The 18,006-nt window shown below is 71.4% G+C and carries 15 protein-coding genes; 11 read left to right on the plus strand and 4 right to left on the minus strand.

Annotation, left to right across the window (positions count from 1 at the left end; all coding sequences use genetic code 11):
* Positions 1 to 12: 12 nt before the first annotated feature.
* The 3 genes from EPO13_09585 (at position 13) to EPO13_09595 (ending at position 4,166) form a co-directional block, all read left to right on the plus strand.
* A complete protein-coding gene (locus tag EPO13_09585; GenBank protein TAK68992.1) occupies positions 13 to 612 on the plus strand; it encodes a hypothetical protein in 600 nt (199 codons plus the stop codon).
* Positions 613 to 740: 128 nt separating this feature from the next.
* Positions 741 to 2,147, plus strand: coding sequence for a hypothetical protein (locus tag EPO13_09590; protein ID TAK68993.1), 1,407 nt, complete (start codon positions 741 to 743; stop codon positions 2,145 to 2,147).
* Between the two features lie 189 nt (positions 2,148 to 2,336).
* Complete coding sequence (locus EPO13_09595) at positions 2,337 to 4,166, plus strand: phosphoenolpyruvate carboxykinase (GTP) (protein TAK68994.1); 1,830 nt, start codon at positions 2,337 to 2,339, stop codon at positions 4,164 to 4,166.
* 102 nt (positions 4,167 to 4,268) lie between these two features.
* On the opposite strand, the gene argF is transcribed toward EPO13_09595, so the two are convergent.
* Positions 4,269 to 5,279 carry an ornithine carbamoyltransferase gene (gene argF, locus EPO13_09600; GenBank protein TAK68995.1) on the minus strand — a complete coding sequence of 337 codons (1,011 nt, stop codon included), beginning with the start codon at positions 5,277 to 5,279 and terminating at the stop codon, positions 4,269 to 4,271.
* 78 nt (positions 5,280 to 5,357) lie between these two features.
* Positions 5,358 to 5,729 carry a WhiB family transcriptional regulator gene (locus EPO13_09605; GenBank protein ID TAK68996.1) on the minus strand — a complete coding sequence of 124 codons (372 nt, stop codon included), beginning with the start codon at positions 5,727 to 5,729 and terminating at the stop codon, positions 5,358 to 5,360.
* Between the two features lie 323 nt (positions 5,730 to 6,052).
* Here EPO13_09605 and EPO13_09610 point away from each other — a divergent pair, with 323 nt between their 5' ends.
* The 5 genes from EPO13_09610 to EPO13_09630 all read left to right on the plus strand — a co-directional run bounded on the left by EPO13_09610 (position 6,053) and on the right by EPO13_09630 (position 11,384).
* Positions 6,053 to 6,343, plus strand: coding sequence for a DUF3039 domain-containing protein (locus EPO13_09610; protein TAK68997.1), 291 nt, complete (start codon positions 6,053 to 6,055; stop codon positions 6,341 to 6,343).
* 31 nt (positions 6,344 to 6,374) lie between these two features.
* On the plus strand, positions 6,375 to 8,099 hold the full coding sequence (locus EPO13_09615) for a DEAD/DEAH box helicase (GenBank protein ID TAK68998.1): 1,725 nt from the start codon (positions 6,375 to 6,377) through the stop codon (positions 8,097 to 8,099).
* Between the two features lie 140 nt (positions 8,100 to 8,239).
* A complete protein-coding gene (locus EPO13_09620; GenBank protein ID TAK68999.1) occupies positions 8,240 to 9,733 on the plus strand; it encodes a DUF839 domain-containing protein in 1,494 nt (497 codons plus the stop codon).
* Between the two features lie 168 nt (positions 9,734 to 9,901).
* A complete protein-coding gene (locus EPO13_09625; GenBank protein ID TAK69000.1) occupies positions 9,902 to 10,501 on the plus strand; it encodes an HdeD family acid-resistance protein in 600 nt (199 codons plus the stop codon).
* A gap of 241 nt (positions 10,502 to 10,742) precedes the next feature.
* Positions 10,743 to 11,384 carry a MarR family transcriptional regulator gene (locus tag EPO13_09630; GenBank protein TAK69001.1) on the plus strand — a complete coding sequence of 214 codons (642 nt, stop codon included), beginning with the start codon at positions 10,743 to 10,745 and terminating at the stop codon, positions 11,382 to 11,384.
* A gap of 137 nt (positions 11,385 to 11,521) precedes the next feature.
* Here the strand turns inward: EPO13_09630 and EPO13_09635 are convergent, their stop codons facing one another.
* Entirely contained in the window at positions 11,522 to 13,249 is a 1,728-nt protein-coding gene (locus EPO13_09635; protein ID TAK69002.1) for a hypothetical protein, read from the minus strand.
* Between the two features lie 128 nt (positions 13,250 to 13,377).
* On the opposite strand from EPO13_09635, the gene EPO13_09640 reads away from it, so the two are divergent.
* Positions 13,378 to 15,261: a hypothetical protein gene (locus tag EPO13_09640; protein ID TAK69003.1), complete on the plus strand. Its 1,884-nt coding sequence runs from the start codon at positions 13,378 to 13,380 to the stop codon at positions 15,259 to 15,261.
* 83 nt (positions 15,262 to 15,344) lie between these two features.
* On the opposite strand, the gene EPO13_09645 is transcribed toward EPO13_09640, so the two are convergent.
* Positions 15,345 to 17,087, minus strand: a complete 1,743-nt coding sequence (locus EPO13_09645; GenBank protein TAK69004.1) for an aminotransferase class V-fold PLP-dependent enzyme — start codon at positions 17,085 to 17,087, stop codon at positions 15,345 to 15,347.
* 41 nt (positions 17,088 to 17,128) lie between these two features.
* Here EPO13_09645 and clpS point away from each other — a divergent pair, with 41 nt between their 5' ends.
* Positions 17,129 to 17,440: an ATP-dependent Clp protease adapter ClpS gene (gene clpS, locus EPO13_09650; protein TAK69005.1), complete on the plus strand. Its 312-nt coding sequence runs from the start codon at positions 17,129 to 17,131 to the stop codon at positions 17,438 to 17,440.
* A gap of 1 nt (position 17,441) precedes the next feature.
* Complete coding sequence (locus EPO13_09655) at positions 17,442 to 17,999, plus strand: DUF2017 domain-containing protein (GenBank protein ID TAK69006.1); 558 nt, start codon at positions 17,442 to 17,444, stop codon at positions 17,997 to 17,999.
* The last annotated feature ends 7 nt before the right edge of the window (positions 18,000 to 18,006 follow it).

Consider the following 18,006-nt stretch of genomic DNA (forward strand, 5'->3'; position numbering starts at 1 on the left):
CGGAGGAATGCGTTGTCCCTGCGCCGCCGTGCGAATTGCCCAAGCGCCAGCTCGCCGGCCCGCCGGCTGCTGTTCGGTGCCGTCCTTACCGCGGTCGCCGTCGCTGTACCGGTGATCGCCGCTGGTCCGGCCGCCGCGAACTCCGGCCGTTACGCGATCGGCGACTCGGTGATGCTCGGCGCCAAGCGAGCATTGGCCCCCAACGGCTTCGCGGTGAACGCGAAGGTGAGCCGGCAGTTCGGCTCTGCGGTCGGCACGGTGGCGAAGAAGGCCGGAGCCGGCAGGCTCGCGGTGAACGTCGTGGTCCACCTCGGGACCAACGGCACGGTCGCGCTGGCCGACTGCAAGAAGCTGGTGACCGCCGCCGGGCCCGGGCGCCGGGTCTTCCTGGTGACCGACAAGGTGCCCCGCACCTGGCAGAACGGCAACAACAAGGCGATGCGCCGCTGCGACAAGGCGTTCGCCGCCGAGCGCGTGATCCTCGTGGACTGGTATGCCGCCAGCCGGAACAAGCCGTCGTGGTTCGTCGCCGGCGGCTTCCACCTGTCGTCGGCCGGCGCTCGGGCGTACGCGGCGCTGATCGACAGCGCCGTCGATCAGTACGGGCTGTAGCTCAGCACGGGCTGTAGTCGCCGCATCACCAGAAATTCACCTCGAAGTCTCGACGGCGGCAGGCGGGTTCTGCTGGACTGACCCCGCCACGGGGGTTGGCTCCCGTGCCGCCACCGGGAGGTCTCGAGATGACTGCTGGGTCTACCGCCGCGCCACCGCGACGCCGCCTCGCTCGCCTCGCCGTCGTGCTCACCGCGACCGGCCTGCTGATCCCGCTCGCTGCCGGCACCGCCTCGGCCGCCGGCCCCGGATCGTGGAGCCAGCTCGGCGTCAGCAACAGCATCATCTCGACCCCCGACGCGACCCGGGTCGGTAGCGACCTGCAGGTCGTGTGGACGCAGGACGAGGGCAACACCGCCGGGGTCTACGCCCGCACCGTCAACGCTGCAGGCGGGCTGGACGCGGGTCCCTCGGCGGTGGTCAGCGGCTGGTCGACCGCGGTCATCGACCCGCAGGTGGTCTTCGACGGGGCCACCCGCACGACGATCTTCTCCGGGATCCGCAGTACCAACCCCGGTGAGCTCTACAACGGCAACAACCTGTACCGGGTGACCTCGGGCAACGGGGCCAGCTGGGCGCTGTCGCCGTTGCAGCTGACCACGGGCGGCTCCTCGGCGTACGGCTCGTACGGCACCGGGGCCGTGGTGACCCCGGGCGGGATCGTCGGGGCGTACACCCTCAACAGCGACATCCAGTACTCACCGGCCGGGACGCTGTCCAACGGCGGGTGCTGCGCCTACTACACGTCGCTGGTCCGTGACTCGGCGACCGGCGCGGTCTGGGCGACCTGGTACTCGAACGCGACCGGCCGCACCGGGACGTGGGCGCAGCAGATCGAACCGTCCGTCGGACCCGCGATCTTCGCGCCGGGTTCGGCCACGGCCACCGGCAACGCGATCGCCCCGGACCAGGCTGTGGCGGCGACCTCGCGCGACGGCGGTGGGATCTACATCGCCTACTACGTCGGCTACCCCTCGCCCAAGACCATCCGGGTCTGGCGGGCGGACACCGGGGCCATCGTCGACGTCCCCGCGGCGGGTGGGGTCGAGAACGTCTCGTTGTCGCACCAGGGCTCGCGGCTCTGGCTGTCGTGGACCGACGACTACGACAACGTCGTGTTCGCCAGCCGCAGCAACCCCGAGGCCACGGTCTTCGGCGGCGTCGCCTCGGCGAAGGGACCCGGCAGCGCCGGCACGTCGTTGTGGAGTGCCACCTCGGACGGCGCCACCGGCCGGCTCGACGTCGTGGTGAACGCCACGGTCGGCGCGGTCACGTCGATCTACCAGACGCAGCTCAACCCGGGGCTGTCGATCGCGCGGCCGGGCAAGGTCAAGCGCGGCAAGACGCTCAAGGTCAAGATCTCCGACGCCGGCGCGGTGATCAAGGGCGCCAAGGTCAAGCTCGGCACGGCGGTGAAGAAGACGAACAAGAAGGGTGTCGCCGCGTTCAAGATCAGCGGCAAGAAGGGCAACCGGACGATCGTCGTCAGCTACGCCGGCTTCACCAAGACGAAGGTCAAGGTCAAGGTCACCTGATCGCGACCGGCTCGCGGCAGGCCTCGGCGCGCGTGTGGGTTTGGTCACTTACTCGCGCGTACGGGGCCTGCTTCGGTGTCCGGCGATGAATCCACGGCACGCGTAGTGCACCCTAGGTTCCTTACGAATTCTCGGCGCTCGTCGGCGTACCTCGGAGTGCCCCGTCCTTTCGGGAGTGTGGACCAGACCATGACCGTCCCGGGCCTGCAGGACGCACCGACGCGGAACAAGAAGCTCCTTGAGTGGGTCGAGGAGGTCGCCTCGCTCACCCGGCCCGACCGCATCGAATGGTGCGACGGTTCGGACGAGGAGTGGGACCGGCTCACCTCACTGCTGGTGGACGGCGGCACCCTGACCCGGCTCGACCCGCAGAAGCGGCCCAATTCGTTCCTGGCACGGTCCCACCCCGGCGACGTCGCCCGGGTCGAGGACCGCACGTACATCTGCTCGCTGAACGCTGAGGACGCGGGGCCCACCAACAACTGGGCGGATCCGGTCGCGATGAAGGAGACCCTGCGCGGCCTGTTCGCCGGGTCGATGGCAGGCCGCACGATGTACGTGATCCCGTTCTGCATGGGCCCGCTCGGGTCCCGGATCTCCCAGCTCGGCGTGGAGCTCACAGATTCGCCGTACGTCGTGATCAACATGCGGCTGATGACCCGGATGGGACGGGCCGCGCTGGACCTCATCGGCCCGGACGGCGACTTCGTCCCCGCGTTGCATTCGGTCGGGCAGCCGTTGGCGGCCGGCGAGGCGGACGTGCCCTGGCCGTGCAACGAGACGAAGTACATCGTCCACTTCCCGGAGAGCCGCGAGATCTGGTCGTACGGATCCGGTTACGGCGGCAATGCCCTGCTGGGCAAGAAGTGCTTCGCGCTGCGGATCGCCTCGGTGATGGCGCGCGACGAGGGCTGGCTGGCCGAGCACATGCTGGTGCTCAAGCTGACGTCCCCGGCCGGGCTCACCAACTACATCACCGCCGCCTTCCCGTCCGCGTGCGGCAAGACGAACCTCGCCATGCTCGAACCGACGGTGCCGGGCTGGACGGTGGAGACGGTCGGCGACGACATTGCCTGGATGCGGTTCGGCGACGACGGCCGGCTGTACGCCATCAACCCGGAGGCGGGTTTCTTCGGGGTGGCCCCCGGCACCGGCGTCCTGACCAACGCCAACGCCGTCCACACCCTCGACGCCGGCAACACGCTGTACACCAACGTCGCGCTCACCGACGACGGCGACGTGTGGTGGGAGGGCCTGACCCCGCAACCGCCGGCCCACCTGATCGACTGGAAGGGCGAGGACTGGACGCCGGCCTCGTCAGGTCCGGCGGCCCATCCCAACGCTCGCTTCACCGTGCCGGCGCAGCAGTGCCCGTCGATCGCCGACGAGTGGGCGGACCCGGCGGGGGTGCCGGTGTCGGCGATCCTGTTCGGCGGTCGCCGCGCCACCAACGTGCCGCTGGTCAACGAGTCGCTGGACTGGGAACACGGCGTGTTCCTGGGCGCGACGGTGTCGTCGGAGACCACGGCCGCCGCGGTCGGCGAGATGGGCCAACTGCGCCGCGATCCGTTCGCCATGCTGCCGTTCTGCGGCTACAACATGGCGGACTACTGGGCTCACTGGCTGCGCATCGGCGCCTCGGCCGACCCGGCGAAACTGCCGCGGATCTTCGGCGTCAACTGGTTCCGCAAGGACGCCGACGGCACGTTCCTGTGGCCCGGGTACGGCGAGAACTCTCGCGTCCTGGCCTGGATCGTGGAACGCCTGCAGGGCACCGGGGAGGCGGTCGACACACCGATCGGCCGCCGTCCGGCACCGGGGGCGCTGCCCCTGGACGGGTTGGACCTGACCGCCGACGCCGCGGCCGAGCTGTTCGCGGTCGACCCGCAGTCGTGGCTGGCCGAGGCCGACCTGACCGAGGAGTACTTCGACCGGTTCGGCGACCGGATGCCCGCGCAGCTTCGCGAGCAGCTGGCGGCCCTGCGGTCCCGGCTGCAGGCGGCGGCGCAGGCCGGCTGAGGCGGCCCGCCCACCCCGACGGGCGTCGCCGGCGGCCCAGCCATCGGCGAGGGCTCGGCGACTGGGGGGCCCAGCTACCCGCAAGGCTCGCTATTGCGAGGCTCAGCTACCCGCGAGGGTGGCGACCAGCAACGCCTTGATCGTGTGCAGCCGGTTCTCGGCCTGGTCGAAGGCGATGTTGGCGGCTGATTCGAACACCTCATGGGACACCTCGAGGCCATCGGTCATGCCGGTGCTGGCCGCGATCTGCGCGCCGATCGTCGTTCCCGCGTCGTGGTAGGCGGGCAGGCAGTGCATGAAGTACGCCCCGGGCAGTCCGGTCAGCGCCATCGCCGCCCGGTCCACGCGGTAGGGGGCGAGGTCGCGCACGCGGGTGTCCCAGACCGCCGGTGGCTCGCCCATGGAGACCCAGACGTCGGTGTGGACGAACTGCGCCCCCGGTAGCGCCTCGGCGGGATCCTCGGTGAGCGTGATCCGGGCGCCGGACACCGCGGCGCGCGCCTCGGCCGCTTCGACGACCTCGGTCGGCGGCCACAGGCTGCGTGGCGCACAGATTCGCACGTCGCAGCCCATGATCGCCCCGGTCGCCAGCAACGAGCAGCCCATGTTGAAGCGGGCGTCGCCGAGGTAGGCGTACGTCAGCTGCTCCCACGACGTCCCCCCGGCGTACTCGGTCATCGTGAGCAGGTCGGCGAGCATCTGGGTCGGATGCCACTGGTCGGTGAGGCCGTTGTAGACCGGAACGTCGGCGTACGCCGCAAGCTCCTCGACGGTGCTCTGGTCGCGGCCCCGGAACTCGATGGCGTCGAACATCCGCGACAGCACGCGCGCGGTGTCCGCCGGCGATTCCTTGTGTCCCAGTTGGGAGGAGCTCGGGTCGAGGTAGGTGACGTGCGCCCCTTGGTGGTAGGCGGCGACTTCGAACGCTGCCCGGGTACGCGTGGAACTCTTCTCGAACACCAGGGCGATGGTGCGCCCCGTGAGCCGTTGCGACTCGGTGCCGGCACGCCGTTCGGCCTTCAGCCGCGCGGCAAGGCCGACCAGGTACGCCAACTCGTCACGGGTGTGGTCGAGTTCCTTCACGAAGTCACGGCCACGCAGATCCACAGTCACGGACGGCATTGTCCACGCTGCCGACGCCGCAACTGGTGCAGCCGCTCTCGCGGTGCTGCCTGTCGGTGGTGGTGCCGGTCAGGCGATGCCCAGCGAGCTGGCCGACACGGCAGCCTCGATCTCCGCAGCGAACACCCGGGCGCCCTCGCCCCGGGTGCGGGGGTACTGCGACAGCGCAAGTCGCACGTAGATGCGCTCGCGGTCCTCCTCGGTCAGCCCGCCCCAGACGCCGTACGGTTCGCGGGCCCGGATGGCGTAGTCCGCGCACTCGAGCCGGACCGAGCAGCGCGCGCAGACCGCCTTGGCGGCGCGGTCGCGGCGTACCCGCGTCAGTCCTCGCTCGTTCTGCGGGTGGAAGAACAACGTGGCGTCCGCCTCGCGGCACGCACCTTGCTCCTGCCAGTCCCACGTCGCATCCTCGGGCACCTGGGCCAACGGCTGCTGCGGCATGCGCTTCATCCTTCGCGGGGAAGGGAGCCCCCGTGGCTCCTCGTGCCAGAGAGGTTACGCAGCGTGAAGGGCCGTGACATCGGCCGTACGGCCGGAGCTGTCCGCTTGACTCGGGTCATTTCGTCACGGTGCGTGAGTTTGTGCGCCAGCTGAGGCGGTCGAAACACCGCTGTCACGTGGCGACATGACGCAGCGTGATGGACGGTTGGAGTGGCCCGGCCGACTCGTGACGCCGCCAGGTCGCTCAGTGTCACCCAGCGGTCCGGAGAGTGACCGGAGCGTGCACGGCCGGTGAGCGCGAGGGGGCTCCTAGACTGGCGGCCATGCCGACCGACACATCGCTGCCGCAGACGTCGCTGGAGTCCCCGTCGACCATCGGATCGACGGCGGTCGAGGAGCGGGTCCAGCCGGCACCGGGGGACGGCGACCACGAGCGGTTCGCCCACTACGTCCAGAAGGACAAGATCGTGGAGAGCGCGGTCACCGGGACACCGGTCATCGCCTTGTGCGGCAAGGTCTGGGTGCCCGGCCGCGACCCCTCGCGGTTCCCGGTGTGCCCGGACTGCAAGAAGGTGTACGACTCGTTGCAGCCCGGCGGTGAGCCGGACCGCTGACGGCGCAGCCGTCGCGTAGGGTCTCGCCCTCGTGAGTACGTCGGCGGCCTCCCATCTGTCGCCGGCCTTTCCGAGCCGGGCGCCGCGGGGGACAGCCGAACGGTTGCGCGCCTGGCAGGAGGCTGCGCTGCGCGTGTACCTGGCCCGCGGCCCTCGTGACTTCCTGGCCGTAGCCACGCCGGGCGCCGGGAAGACGACGTACGCGCTGCGGATCGCGGCGGAGCTGCTCGAGCGGCGCGTGGTCGAACGCGTCACGATCGTGGCGCCCACCGAGCACCTGAAGACCCAGTGGGCGCAGGCGGCGGCACGGGTCGGCATCGCGGTGGATGCCGGGTTCCGCAACGGCGACGGCGCCGCGGGCGGCGACTTCCAGGGCGTCGTGCTGACGTACGCCGGCGTCGCGGCGAACCCGCTGCTGCACCGGCGCCGTACCGAGGTGTACCGCACGCTGGTCGTGCTGGACGAGATCCATCACGCCGGGGACGCCCGCTCCTGGGGAGAGGGCATCCGCGAGGCGTTCGAGCCGGCGACCCGCCGTCTCGGCCTGACCGGGACGCCGTTCCGCAGCGACATCAACCCGATCCCGTTCGTGTCGTACGTCCCCGGTCCCGACGGCGTGCCACGGTCGGCCGCCGATCACACCTACGGCTACGCCGACGCGCTGCGCGACGGCGTGGTTCGCCCGGTGATGTTCCTGGCGTACGGCGGCAGCATGCGCTGGCGCACCAGGGCCGGCGACGTGGTCGCCGCCACGCTCGGGGCCGATCAGGCCGCCGACGTGACGTCGTCGGCGTGGCGTACCGCGCTGGACCCGCGCGGCGAGTGGGTGCCGTCGGTGCTGCGGGCCGCGGACCGCCGGCTGACCGAGGTCCGTAAGCAGGTACCCGACGCCGGTGGTCTGGTCATCGCCTCGGACAAGGCCAAGGCGCGCGCCTATGCCCGCATCCTGGCGGAGCTGAGCGGCGAACGGCCGACCGTCGTGCTGTCGGATGAGGCGGAGTCCGGGCGCCGCATCGCCGAGTTCGCCGCGGGTGGCTCGCGGTGGCTGGTCGCCGTCCGGATGGTCAGCGAGGGCGTCGACATTCCGCGGCTGCTGGTCGGGGTGTACGCGACCAGCGTCGCGACGCCGTTGTACTTCGCCCAGGCCGTCGGCCGTTTCGTCCGGGCGCGCCGCCGCGGCGAGACGGCCTCGGTGTTCCTGCCGTCGGTCCCTGTCCTGTTGCAGCACGCCGCCGAGCTCGAGTTCGAGCGGGACCACGTGCTGGGACGGCCGGCGGCCGCGGAGGCGTCACCGTGGGCGGAGGAGGATGCCCTGCTGGCTCGCGCGGCCGCCTCGGCGACCACCGCCGACGTGGCCACCGACGAGCTGCCGTTCGAGGCGCTGGAGTCCGACGCCTCGTTCGACCGGGTGCTGTTCGACGGCAACGACTTCGGCGCGCACGACGACGTGCTCGGTATCCCGGGGCTGCTCGACGCGGCCGCCGTCACCGCCCTGCTGCGTTCCCGGCAGCCTGCCGCGGCCCCCGAGGTCGTGGCGCCCCCCACGGCACCGGCGGCGCATCAGGCGGTGCCGGCCTTGCGGCGGGAGCTCAACGACTGCGTGCGCGCCTTCGCCCGCCAGGACGGGACCAGCCCGGCGCTGGTCCATGCCGACCTGCGCCGGGTGTGCGGTGGGCCACCCACCGCCCAGGCCACGGCCGAGCAGTTGCAGCAGCGGCTGGACCGGGTCCGCGGCTGGGCGGTCGGCCGCCGGTAGGCCGCCGCGGCGTCGAGGTCCCGCCGGCACGTGTCGTTCACCTCGGTTTCGCGAGCGGGTCGCGTGGCGGTGACCGCTCCATTCGCCTGCGGGGCACACGGTCGGACGGTCGCAGTCGTCTCGCCGGAAGGTTCTCTCCGATGGCGCTTTCTCGTCGTCAGCTGCTCGCTCGAAGCTCGGCCGCCGGAGTCGGCCTGGCCGTGGCCGGTTCGGTGCCCATGCTGGCATCGCCGGCGCTGGCCAGCACCCGCCCGAGCACGGCCGGGCGCACCGCCGGTCCCCGGCCGTTCCCCCCGCTGGTCGATGACCCGGCCGGCCGGCTGGCGCTGCCTGCCGGGTTCCGCTACCACGTGCTGCGGGCCGCCGGGGTCGACGACCTGCTCGACGGTGCCGGCAAGAGCCCGGGCTCGCCGGACGGGATGGCCTCGTTCGTGCGGCGCGGCGCGCGATACCTCATCACCAACCACGAGCTGGAGCCGAAGGAGACGGCGTACGGCGTGCCCCACGTCGCCGGGACCGTCTACGACGCGGGCGCGCCCGACGCGGGCGGATGCACGGTCACCGGCCTCGACCGCGGCGGCCATGCCTGGGGGCAATGGGTGGGTATCTCCGGCACGGTGAACAACTGCGCCGGCGGCGCGACCCCGTGGGGCACGTGGCTGACCTGCGAGCAGGACACCGTCCGCGCCGGCGACAGCTGGGAGGGCGACGAGGTCACCGGCTCCGGCACGTACGAGAAGGACCACGGCTTCGTCTTCGAGGTCGTCCCGGGTGGCCCGGCGTCGCAGGACCCCACGCCCATCAAGGCGTTCGGGCGATTCGCCCACGAGGCTGTGGTCGTTGAGCCGTCTCGCCGGAGGGTGTACCTGACCGAGGACGCCAGCAAGCCGAACGGGCTCTTCTACCGCTGGAGCGCCCCGGACGGCGTCACGTTGAGCCGGGGCGTCGCGGCACACCTGCGGGCCAGCAGCGGCCGGCTCGAGGCGATGCAGGTCCGCCTCGACGACGGCAGCGTGCTGCCGGACCTGTCGTACATCACCTCGGCCCAACTCGGTCGGCCGTTCGACGTGCGCTGGGTGGACGTGCCGGACCGGTTGGCCAAGGACACCCCCACCCGCGAGCAGTTGCTCCCGGGGACCGACGTCACGGCGAGCAAGAAGCTGGAGGGCCTCTGGGGCGACGAGCGGGGCGTGTACGTCGTGGCCAGCTACGCCTACGCCGAGGCGGACCTGCCCGCGGACGCCACCAAGCACAACGGGCAGGTGTGGTTCTACGACTACCGCGCCCAGACCCTGACGCTGGTCACCTACTTCCCGCACCAGGCCTCGACCGAGGCGGCCGATCCCGCCGTGCGGTACACCGACCTGTCCTTCGACGGCCCGGACAACGTCACGGTGACACCGTGGGGCTCGCTGATCCTCGCCGAGGACGGCGTCGGCGCCTCGCACGTGCTGAGTGCGACGCCCGGCGGCCCGACGTACGCCGTGGCGCGCAACCAGATCGAGGTCGACGGCGAGTTCAGCGAGTTCTGCGGCCCCCACTTCTCCCCGGACGGCACTCACCTGTTCGTCAACATCCAGGGCCCCGGGCTGACCGTGGCGATCGCCGGCCCCTGGAGCCGCTACCTCGGCTGAGTGCCGGGCAACTGCCGGCGACCCGGCTGATCTGGTCCGGTTCGGCCCGTCGCGTCGTTCCCCTGCGCGGCGGGCCGATCCCTACAGTGAGGCCGTACGCGGACGCGTACCTGGTGCCCTCGCAGGCCGATGCAGCGCTGCGGCGGCGGCGACGGAGGTGGCGTTGACATGACGACAGTGGATCCGGTCTCCGGGATCGACGACGAGCAGGTCCGCAGTGTGTTGGCGGGGTTCGCCCGCCACTGGGGGCTGGTCCTGTTGCTGGGCTTGGCCACTGCCGTCCTCGGCATCATCTGCGTGGTCTGGCCCAGTTCAACCCTGCTGGTGATCGCCATCCTGTTCGGAGCCTGGCTGCTGGTGTCCGGCGTCTTCCAGCTCGTGGCGTCCTTCGACTCCGCCCTGGAGACCGGCGCCCGGGTGTTGCTGGCGATCATCGGCGTGCTGTCCATCGTGCTGGGCATCATGTGCTTCCGCAGCCTGGTCACGTCCGTCGAGATCCTCGCGATCTTCATCGGGATCGGTTGGCTGCTGCGAGGGATCATGCAACTGGTGGCCGGCATCGGCAGCCCCGGTGCGCCGGGTCGTGGCTGGATGATCTTCGGGGGCATCCTGTTGGCGATCGGTGGCGTGGTGATCCTGGTGTGGCCCGGCCTGTCGTTGGCCACGCTGGTCTGGGTCGGCGGGATCTGGCTGATCGTTCTCGGGGTATTCGAGATCATCAGTTCCTTCTTCGTGCGCAAGGCCGCCAAGGAACTGGCTGCCGCGTAGCCGGTCGGGCGCAGGCGATCACGGGCCGTGTCACGCCCCCAGCCGCTTCCATTCGGGTCGGATAGGTCAGGGTTGGGTTAAGGGGAACCCAGTTCCGCCGCGAACTGGTATCGCGAGGCCCGGGAGTGGGTAAAGATCGGCCGTGGCGCCCCGCGCGCTAATCCGGTCCTGGAGCTGGTCGCTTCTCCGGACCAGACCGGACCGGCGTGCCCACCGTCGGGCAGACGACCTGGGAGGTGAGATGCCGGCAGAGACCTCCCAGACCCTGGACCGAGGACTGCGGGTCCTCGAACTGCTGGCCGAGTCGCCGGACGGGATGACCGTCACCGAGATCGCGGCCGCACTGCACGTCAGCCGGACCGTGGTCTACCGGCTGGTCGTGACGTTGGAGCAGCACGGCCTGCTGCGGCGCGGCCAGGACGGGCGCTGCCGGTTGGGCATGGCCGTCCTCACTCTTGGCCGGTCGGTGCAACCCGGCCTGCGCGATGCCGCGCTGCCGGCGCTGCGCCGGTTGGCCGACGTCGTCGGCGCCACGGCGCACCTCACCGTGGTGGACGGGGGAGACGCGCTGGCTGTCGCGGTGGTCGAGCCGGCCCGCATCGACGTCCCGGCGACGGCCCGCCCGGTCGCCCGGCTCGACCGGGCCTTGGCCGGCCGGGCGGTCATGGCCGCGCACGCCACCCGGCGGGCGGTCGGCGACGAGGGCTGGGTGGCCTCGGTCGGTGACCACAACCCCGCAGCGTTCGGCGTGGCGGCGCCGGTCCTCGGCGTCGCCGGCGTCCAGGCCAGCGTCGGAGTGGTCACCGTCGGCGACGTCGATGCCGGCGCGGTGGGCCCCCGCGTGGTTCGCGCGGCCCAAGAAGTCGCGCGCGCCCTGCGCTGAGTACCGGCGACGGCGCCCTGCGCTAAATGCCAGCGACGGCGCCGTGCGCTGAGCGCTGGCGCGGCAGGCTGTACCGACCGCCGGCAACCGCGGCCGCGAGAAGCGGCCGGTGACGTGACAGCTGGAAGACGTGGCGGTTAGAAGCAGCCGGTGACGGTGGCCGCCAGCGCGTCCACGGCCCGGCGGGTCGACAGCGCCGAGTACCGCTCGTTGCGGTTGTTCACCATGATCGAGAAGACCTTCAGCTGGCCGTCGGCGCCCGGCGCGATGCCGGACAGCGCGACCACGTCGTGCAAGGTGCCCGTCTTCGCCACGACGATCCCGGCAGCACACCGGCTCGGCTTGGTGGTGTAGCGCCCGTTGCGTGCGGCGAGCGTCCCGGTCTTGCCGGCGACCGGTAGCGACGGTCCGAAGCCGCTGGCGCCGTAGTACATCGAGGCCAGTTCGGTGCGGGTCGGATCGGCGACCTGGCGCAGCAGGGCCGCCAGCGTGATAGCCGAGATCCGGTCGTACCGGGACACACCGCTGCCGTCGGCCGCGACCAGCCGGGAGGTCGAGATGCCGTGCTCGCGCAACGTCGCTGCCGCTGCTGCGGCACTGTTGGCCCAGGTCGGGACCAGCCCGCGGCCGACGGCGACCTGGCGGTAGAGGATCTCGGCGACGTCGTTCTGACTCACCGTGAGCATCAGCCGCACGGCCTGTTCGACGCTGTGGCCGTCCAGCGCGGCGAGGGACGCCGCGTCAGTGCTGGCGACGGTCCGGCCGGGCGACGTCCCCCCGGAGAAGCGCACGGTGACGCCCGCCGCCGCGGCCAGCTTGGTGAGCTGGGTGCCGAAGTACGTCGCAGCGCTGCGCCCCGGGTCGGCGCCGGTACGCAGGTCCCGGCTCAACGCGGACACCGGGGCCACGACGTACGGCACGTAGCCGCGCGACCAGCCGGGGCCGTTGCTGAAGGCCGGGAACAGCGAGTCGTCGAACGACAGAGTGAACGTCGAGTCGAGGCTCAGGGTTGAACCGGGATCGCGCTGTTTGGCCTCGGCCAGCTTGGCCACCAGGGCCGTGGTGGTGCGCTTGGCCAGCTCCGTCAGATCCGCCGAGGTCAGCAGCGGGTCGCCCCCGGCGCGCAGCACCACGGCGTCCGGGGTGGCGCCGGAGACCACCGTCGTGGCGAAGCGATGGTCCGGTCCGAGGACCGACAGGGCATTGAACGCGGTGACCAGCTTCATGTTCGACGCCGGCAGCTTCCCCTGCCGGGCCTGCCGACCGAAGATGATCCGCCCGGACTCGGCGTCCTCGACGCGGATGGCGAGGTTCTTGCCCAGGAAGCGTTGCAGGCTGCGGGCCACGCGGCGGTGCCCGATTGCCTTGCCCACCCGTCGTTCGGCCGCCACGGTGCTGACCAGGGGCAGCTCGCGCCGGGTGCTCGCTGCGGCCGTCGCCGCCAGCGTGAGCGGGGCCAGCCGCGCTGGCGCGGCTAGCGGTACTGCCGTCGCCGGGGGTGCTGCGACCGCCGCGCTCGCTCCCGTCGATGCGGTGAGCCCGAGCGCAGCAGTGACTACCAGGGAAGCCGAAACGACCAGGGACGTCGCCGGGACGCGGGGGGAGCGTGACACGCGGCACACCCTAAGCAGTCCAGGCGGGAGGAAAGCACCGTCGACCCGGTGCCGCAGCCCGAATGGCCGCGGCGGACCCGCTATGCGGACGAAAGCGACGTTCCGGACGCGCGAAATTGGATCGACGGAACCCGGCGCTGCATTCTGAACCCGCGTCGCGAGGCCGCTGCGCGGCGGCGCATCGTCCGTTCCTGTTCGTTGCGTAAGCCGTTCGCTGCCCGATCGCTTGTTGTCACTGCCGTTCGTTGCCATTGCCGTTCGTTGCCACTGCCGTTCGTTGCCACTGCCGCGAGGGCTGACTGGCGCCAGGCCCCGGTGTCGCAGGGTCTGCCGCCATCGCCCCCGCGTTACTCGGCCCCGTGTCGCGAGGAGACCTGCCCATGCGCCGTTCGCCGACCGAGCTTCAACGTCCCGAGCTGCCGTCCGCCGAGCCCCCGGTGGGCCGGCGGCGCTGGCTGGCCGCGGGCCTGGTGATCGCCCTGGTCGCCGGCGCCCTGGTCGGGACGACAGCGGTCACCGCGCCGCCGGCGCAGGCGGCGGGCGCTCGCGTGGTGACGGGGTGGCTGCCGTACTGGGCCAGTTCGTCGCAGGTCGCGCAGGTCATCGCCAACGCCGATCTGACCAGCGAGATCTCCCCGTTCTGGTACTCCACCCAGCTCAACGGCGCGACAGCGGCCTCCGGGACGACCGTCACCGAGAACCCGGTCGCGACCGGGCTGGACGCCACGTTGGCGCAGTTGAAGGCGACCGGCGTGAAGATCGTGCCGTCGGTGACCGACGGCACGCCGGCGCGGCAGATGGCGGCGGTGCTCGCCGACGACGGGCTGCGCGCTGCGCACGTGCAGCAGCTGGTGGACCTGGCAGTCGCCAAGGGGTACGACGGCATCGACCTGGACTACGAGAAGTTCGCGTTCAACGACGGCACTGCCACCTGGGCCAGCACGCGGCCGGCGTGGACGCGGTTCATTGCCGACCTCGCCACGGCGTTGCACGCCAAGGGCAAGATGCTGATCGCCACGGTCCCGCCGACCTACACGGCAACCACCGGGTACTGGGTGTACGACTACGCCGGCATGGTCGCGGCGGGTGTCGACCGGGTACGGGTGATGGCGTACGACTACTCGTTCAGCGCTCCGGGCCCGATCGCCCCGCTGAACTGGGTGACCAACGTGGTCGCCTACGCGGTCACCCAGATCCCGTCGTCGAAGCTCCAGATCGGTGCGCCGACCTATGGCTACGACTGGGTCCGGCGGGATACCACCGACCTGGACAAGGACGGCAACACCACCGAGCCGATGGTCAAGGGCACCTGCCCGACGAACCGGCCGTCGAGCTGGGACGACAAGCGCGGCATGACCTCCGCGCAGGTCCCTTCCTACCTGGCCTCGCACGGCCGCACGACCTCCCAGGCGACCTTCGACCCCACCTACCAGGAGTCGCGGGTGCGGTACGCCGATACCTACACCGGGACGACGGCCGCCGGCGCGGCGACCAGCTGCAAGGTGTATCGGGAGGTCTGGTACGCCGACGCCCGCTCGCTGGCTGCCCGGGCGGCCCTGGTCACGCAGTACAACCTGGCCGGCATCGCGCTATGGACGTTGCACGGCATGGACGCCGCGCAGTGGGGTGTGCTGCGCGGTGTGCAGGCGGACGCCTCGACGCGGGTCGCGGTGATCGCTGCCAGTGCCGACGTCAGCTACAGCCGCAAGGCGACCGTGGTGGCCTTCGCCACGGCGCTCGGTGACCCGCTGCCTAACCGCAAGGCGCTGCTGTACTGGTCGCCGGACGGGGTGAACTGGACCAAGGTGGTGACCGGGAGCACCGGGGCCGACGGTCGCGCGGTCTTCACCTACGCGCCCAAGCAGACCGGCTGGTGGCGGGTCAAGGTGGCCGGCGGTGTGGGCCACGGCCTCGGTGACACCGGCCGCGCCGCGGCGACCGTGGTGCGGGCCAAGGTGAGCGCGACGGTGAGTTCGCCCCGGCTGCAGGCCACCGCGGCGGCGATCGTGGTGCCGCGCGGCCGCCCGGTCACGATTGCGACCAAGGTCAAGCCCGGCAAGGCGCGCCAGCAAGTGCAGTTGAAGGTGCTGGCGGGCACGCGATGGGTGTTGCTCAAGAAGACGACGACGTCGGCTTCGGGCAAGGCGACCTTCGTGGTCAAGGGCGGCAAGGCCGGCCGTACGGCGACCTACCAGGTCGTGGCGAAGCGGACCGCGGTACGGCAGGCCGGCGCGAGCGCCAGCTTCACCGTCGTCGCGCGCTGATCGGCCGGTTCGCGCTCGAACGGGTCGTCGGTCGTCGGGTTTTCGACCGTCGGGTCACTGCCGGTCGGTCACTGCCGGTCGTGTCACTGCCGGTCAGTCACGCAGCTGGCCGGCAGGTCGAACCAGCGCAGGTGGTCGAAGTCGGCCGACAGTGATGCGGTCGGCCCGGGCGGGGGTGCTTCGGCCCGGCTGGCGAACAGCGTCCGGGCCGCCGCGAGCTGCGCTGCCAGGGCGGCCTCCGGCGCAGTGGGGTGCGGCGCGAGCTGCGTCGGTCCGTCGAAGCCGGCCGTGAGGTCACGCAGCCGCAGCGGCGGCTCGACCAGACCGAGGTGGTGGCGCCACAGGCCGGTCGCCGGCTCGAAGCGGTAGTCGGTGAGCAGCAGGTGGCCGTGCTCGGCCACCAGGGCGACGGCCTCGACGAGGTAGCAGAACACCGCCTCGGAGATGAAGTAGTTGAAGTTGATCCGGACCCAGCCGGGTTTGATCCCCTCGCAGCCGCCGGTGATCTCACGCTCGAACTCCCGGCTGCGTGCGATGTCGATGCCCAGCAGCCGGTGCCCGTACGGACCGGCGCACGAGCAGCCCCCGCGGGCCTGGATGCCGAAGACGTCGTTGAGGATGGCGACGACCAGATTGTGGTGGAGGTAGGAGCCACCCGGCCGGTGGACCACGAACGAGACGATCGAAAGCCGTTCGGCGGCAAGGTTTCCCAGGATCTCCAGGTTCGGTTCGGTCGACCACGCCTGGATCGCCCGGCGGACGTAGTCGGTTTCGTGCGCCCGGATCGTGGTTACCCCGACGGCGTCCTTCAAGGCGAACACCAGCCCGGCGCGGATCGAACCGACGATGTCCGGGGTGCCGCCTTCCTCGCGGCGTACCGGGTCGTCGAGGTAGACGTGCTCGTCGGGGTTGACGTAGGCGACCGTGCCGCCGCCGACCACGTGCGGCACGGAGTTGACCAGCAGTTCGCGGCGAACCACCAGGACCCCGGGAGTGCCCGGGCCGCCGACGAACTTGTGCGGCGACAGCACCACCGCGTCTTTGCGCACCGCTGGGTCACCGCCGGCGGGGTTCATGTCGATCTCGACGTACGGCGCCGCGGCGGCGAAGTCCCAGCAGGCCAGCGCACCGTGCTCGTGCAGGAGGGCCGACACGCGGTCGGTGTCGGTGACGATGCCGGTCACGTTGCTGGCGGCACTGAACGATCCGATCACCAGCGGCCGGTCGGCGTAACGGAGCAGCGCGCGCCGTAGCTGCTCGATGTCGACGTGGCCGTCGGCGTCCTCCGGGATCGTCACCACGTCGGCGATGGACTCCCGCCACGGCAGGTCGTTGCTGTGGTGCTCGAACGGGCCGATCAGCACGACGGGTCGCTGCGCCGCCGGGATCTGCTGGGACAGTGCGTACTTGCGGTCCAGGTCGGCGGGCAACCGGAGATTGAGGATGCCGACGAGGGTGTCGATCGCCCCGGTGGTCCCGGAACCGGTGAAGATCACGCAGGTGCTCGCGTCGCCGTGGACCGCCTCGGCGATCAGCTGCCGGGCGTCCTCGCGCAGCCGGGTGGTCTGCAGGCCGGTGCCGCTGCTCTCGGTATGGGTGTTGGCGTACAACGGCAGCACGTGTTCCCGGATGGCGTCCTCGACGAAGGTCAAGGCGCGTCCGCTCGCGGTGTAGTCGGCGTACGTCACCCGGCGTGGCCCGTACGGTCCGACCATCACGTGGTCGTCGCCGATCACCGCGTCGCGGACCCGGGCCAGCAGGGGTGGCTCGGGGAGTCCCGCAGCGCGCGGCGGCACGTCGTACGACGGGCTGCTGTGCTCGGGCATGACCGCAGGGTAGGCCGCGGTGGGCGTGTCCGGGTGCGACGATGTGCCACGTGAGCGGAGCCACCGCGACCGCCCCGGTCGAACTCGAGCGGCCCGTGCCGGCGTCGGAGGCCGGCGTCGACCGGCCCTGGCTCACCATCGTGTGGAACGACCCGGTGAACCTCATGAGCTACGTGACGCACGTCTTCATGGCGTACTTCGGGTACCCGCAGGAGAAGGCCGAGGCGCTGATGATGGACGTGCACACGCGGGGACGGGCGGTGGTCTCCGCGGGTACCCGCGAACAGATGGAGCGCGACGTCGCGGCGATGCACTCGTACTCCCTGTGGGCCACGCTGGCCAAGGACGACTGACGTGGCCGGTTTCGGATTCCGTCGCTCGGCGACCGGACGGTTGGTGCTGCGCGCCGACAGCGTCGAGCGGGAATTGCTGGAATCCCTTGTCACGCAACTGGAGGAGCTGGTCGCTCCGGGGTATGCCGATCCCGACGCCGATCCGCTCGCCCGGCTGGTCGGTATCGACCCGGCGGCCCGGGTCCCGACCGATCCGGCATTGGCGCGGCTCTTCCCGGACGCCTACGCCGACGACGCCGAGGCGGCCGGGGAGTTCCGCCGGTTCACCGAACGGGGCCTGCGCGAGGGCAAGGTCGCTGCGGCCCGGGTGGTGCGCGACTCACTGGTCCGCTCCGGCGACAAGCTGGTCCTCACCGCGGCGGAGGGGCAGGCGTGGCTGCACGTGCTGACCGATCTGCGGTTGACGCTGGGCACGCGGCTGGAGATCACCGAGGACAACCACGACGAGCTGGCCGCGCTGCCGCAGGACGACCCGCGGGCGGCGATGCTCGACGTGTACGACTGGCTCACGTACCTGCAGGAGACCCTGGTCCGCGCCGTGATGTCTTCCGGCGCATAGCATGCCG

It is taken from the genome of Actinomycetota bacterium (genome assembly GCA_004297305.1).
Taxonomy (GTDB): Bacteria; Actinomycetota; Actinomycetes; order S36-B12; family FW305-bin1; genus FW305-bin1.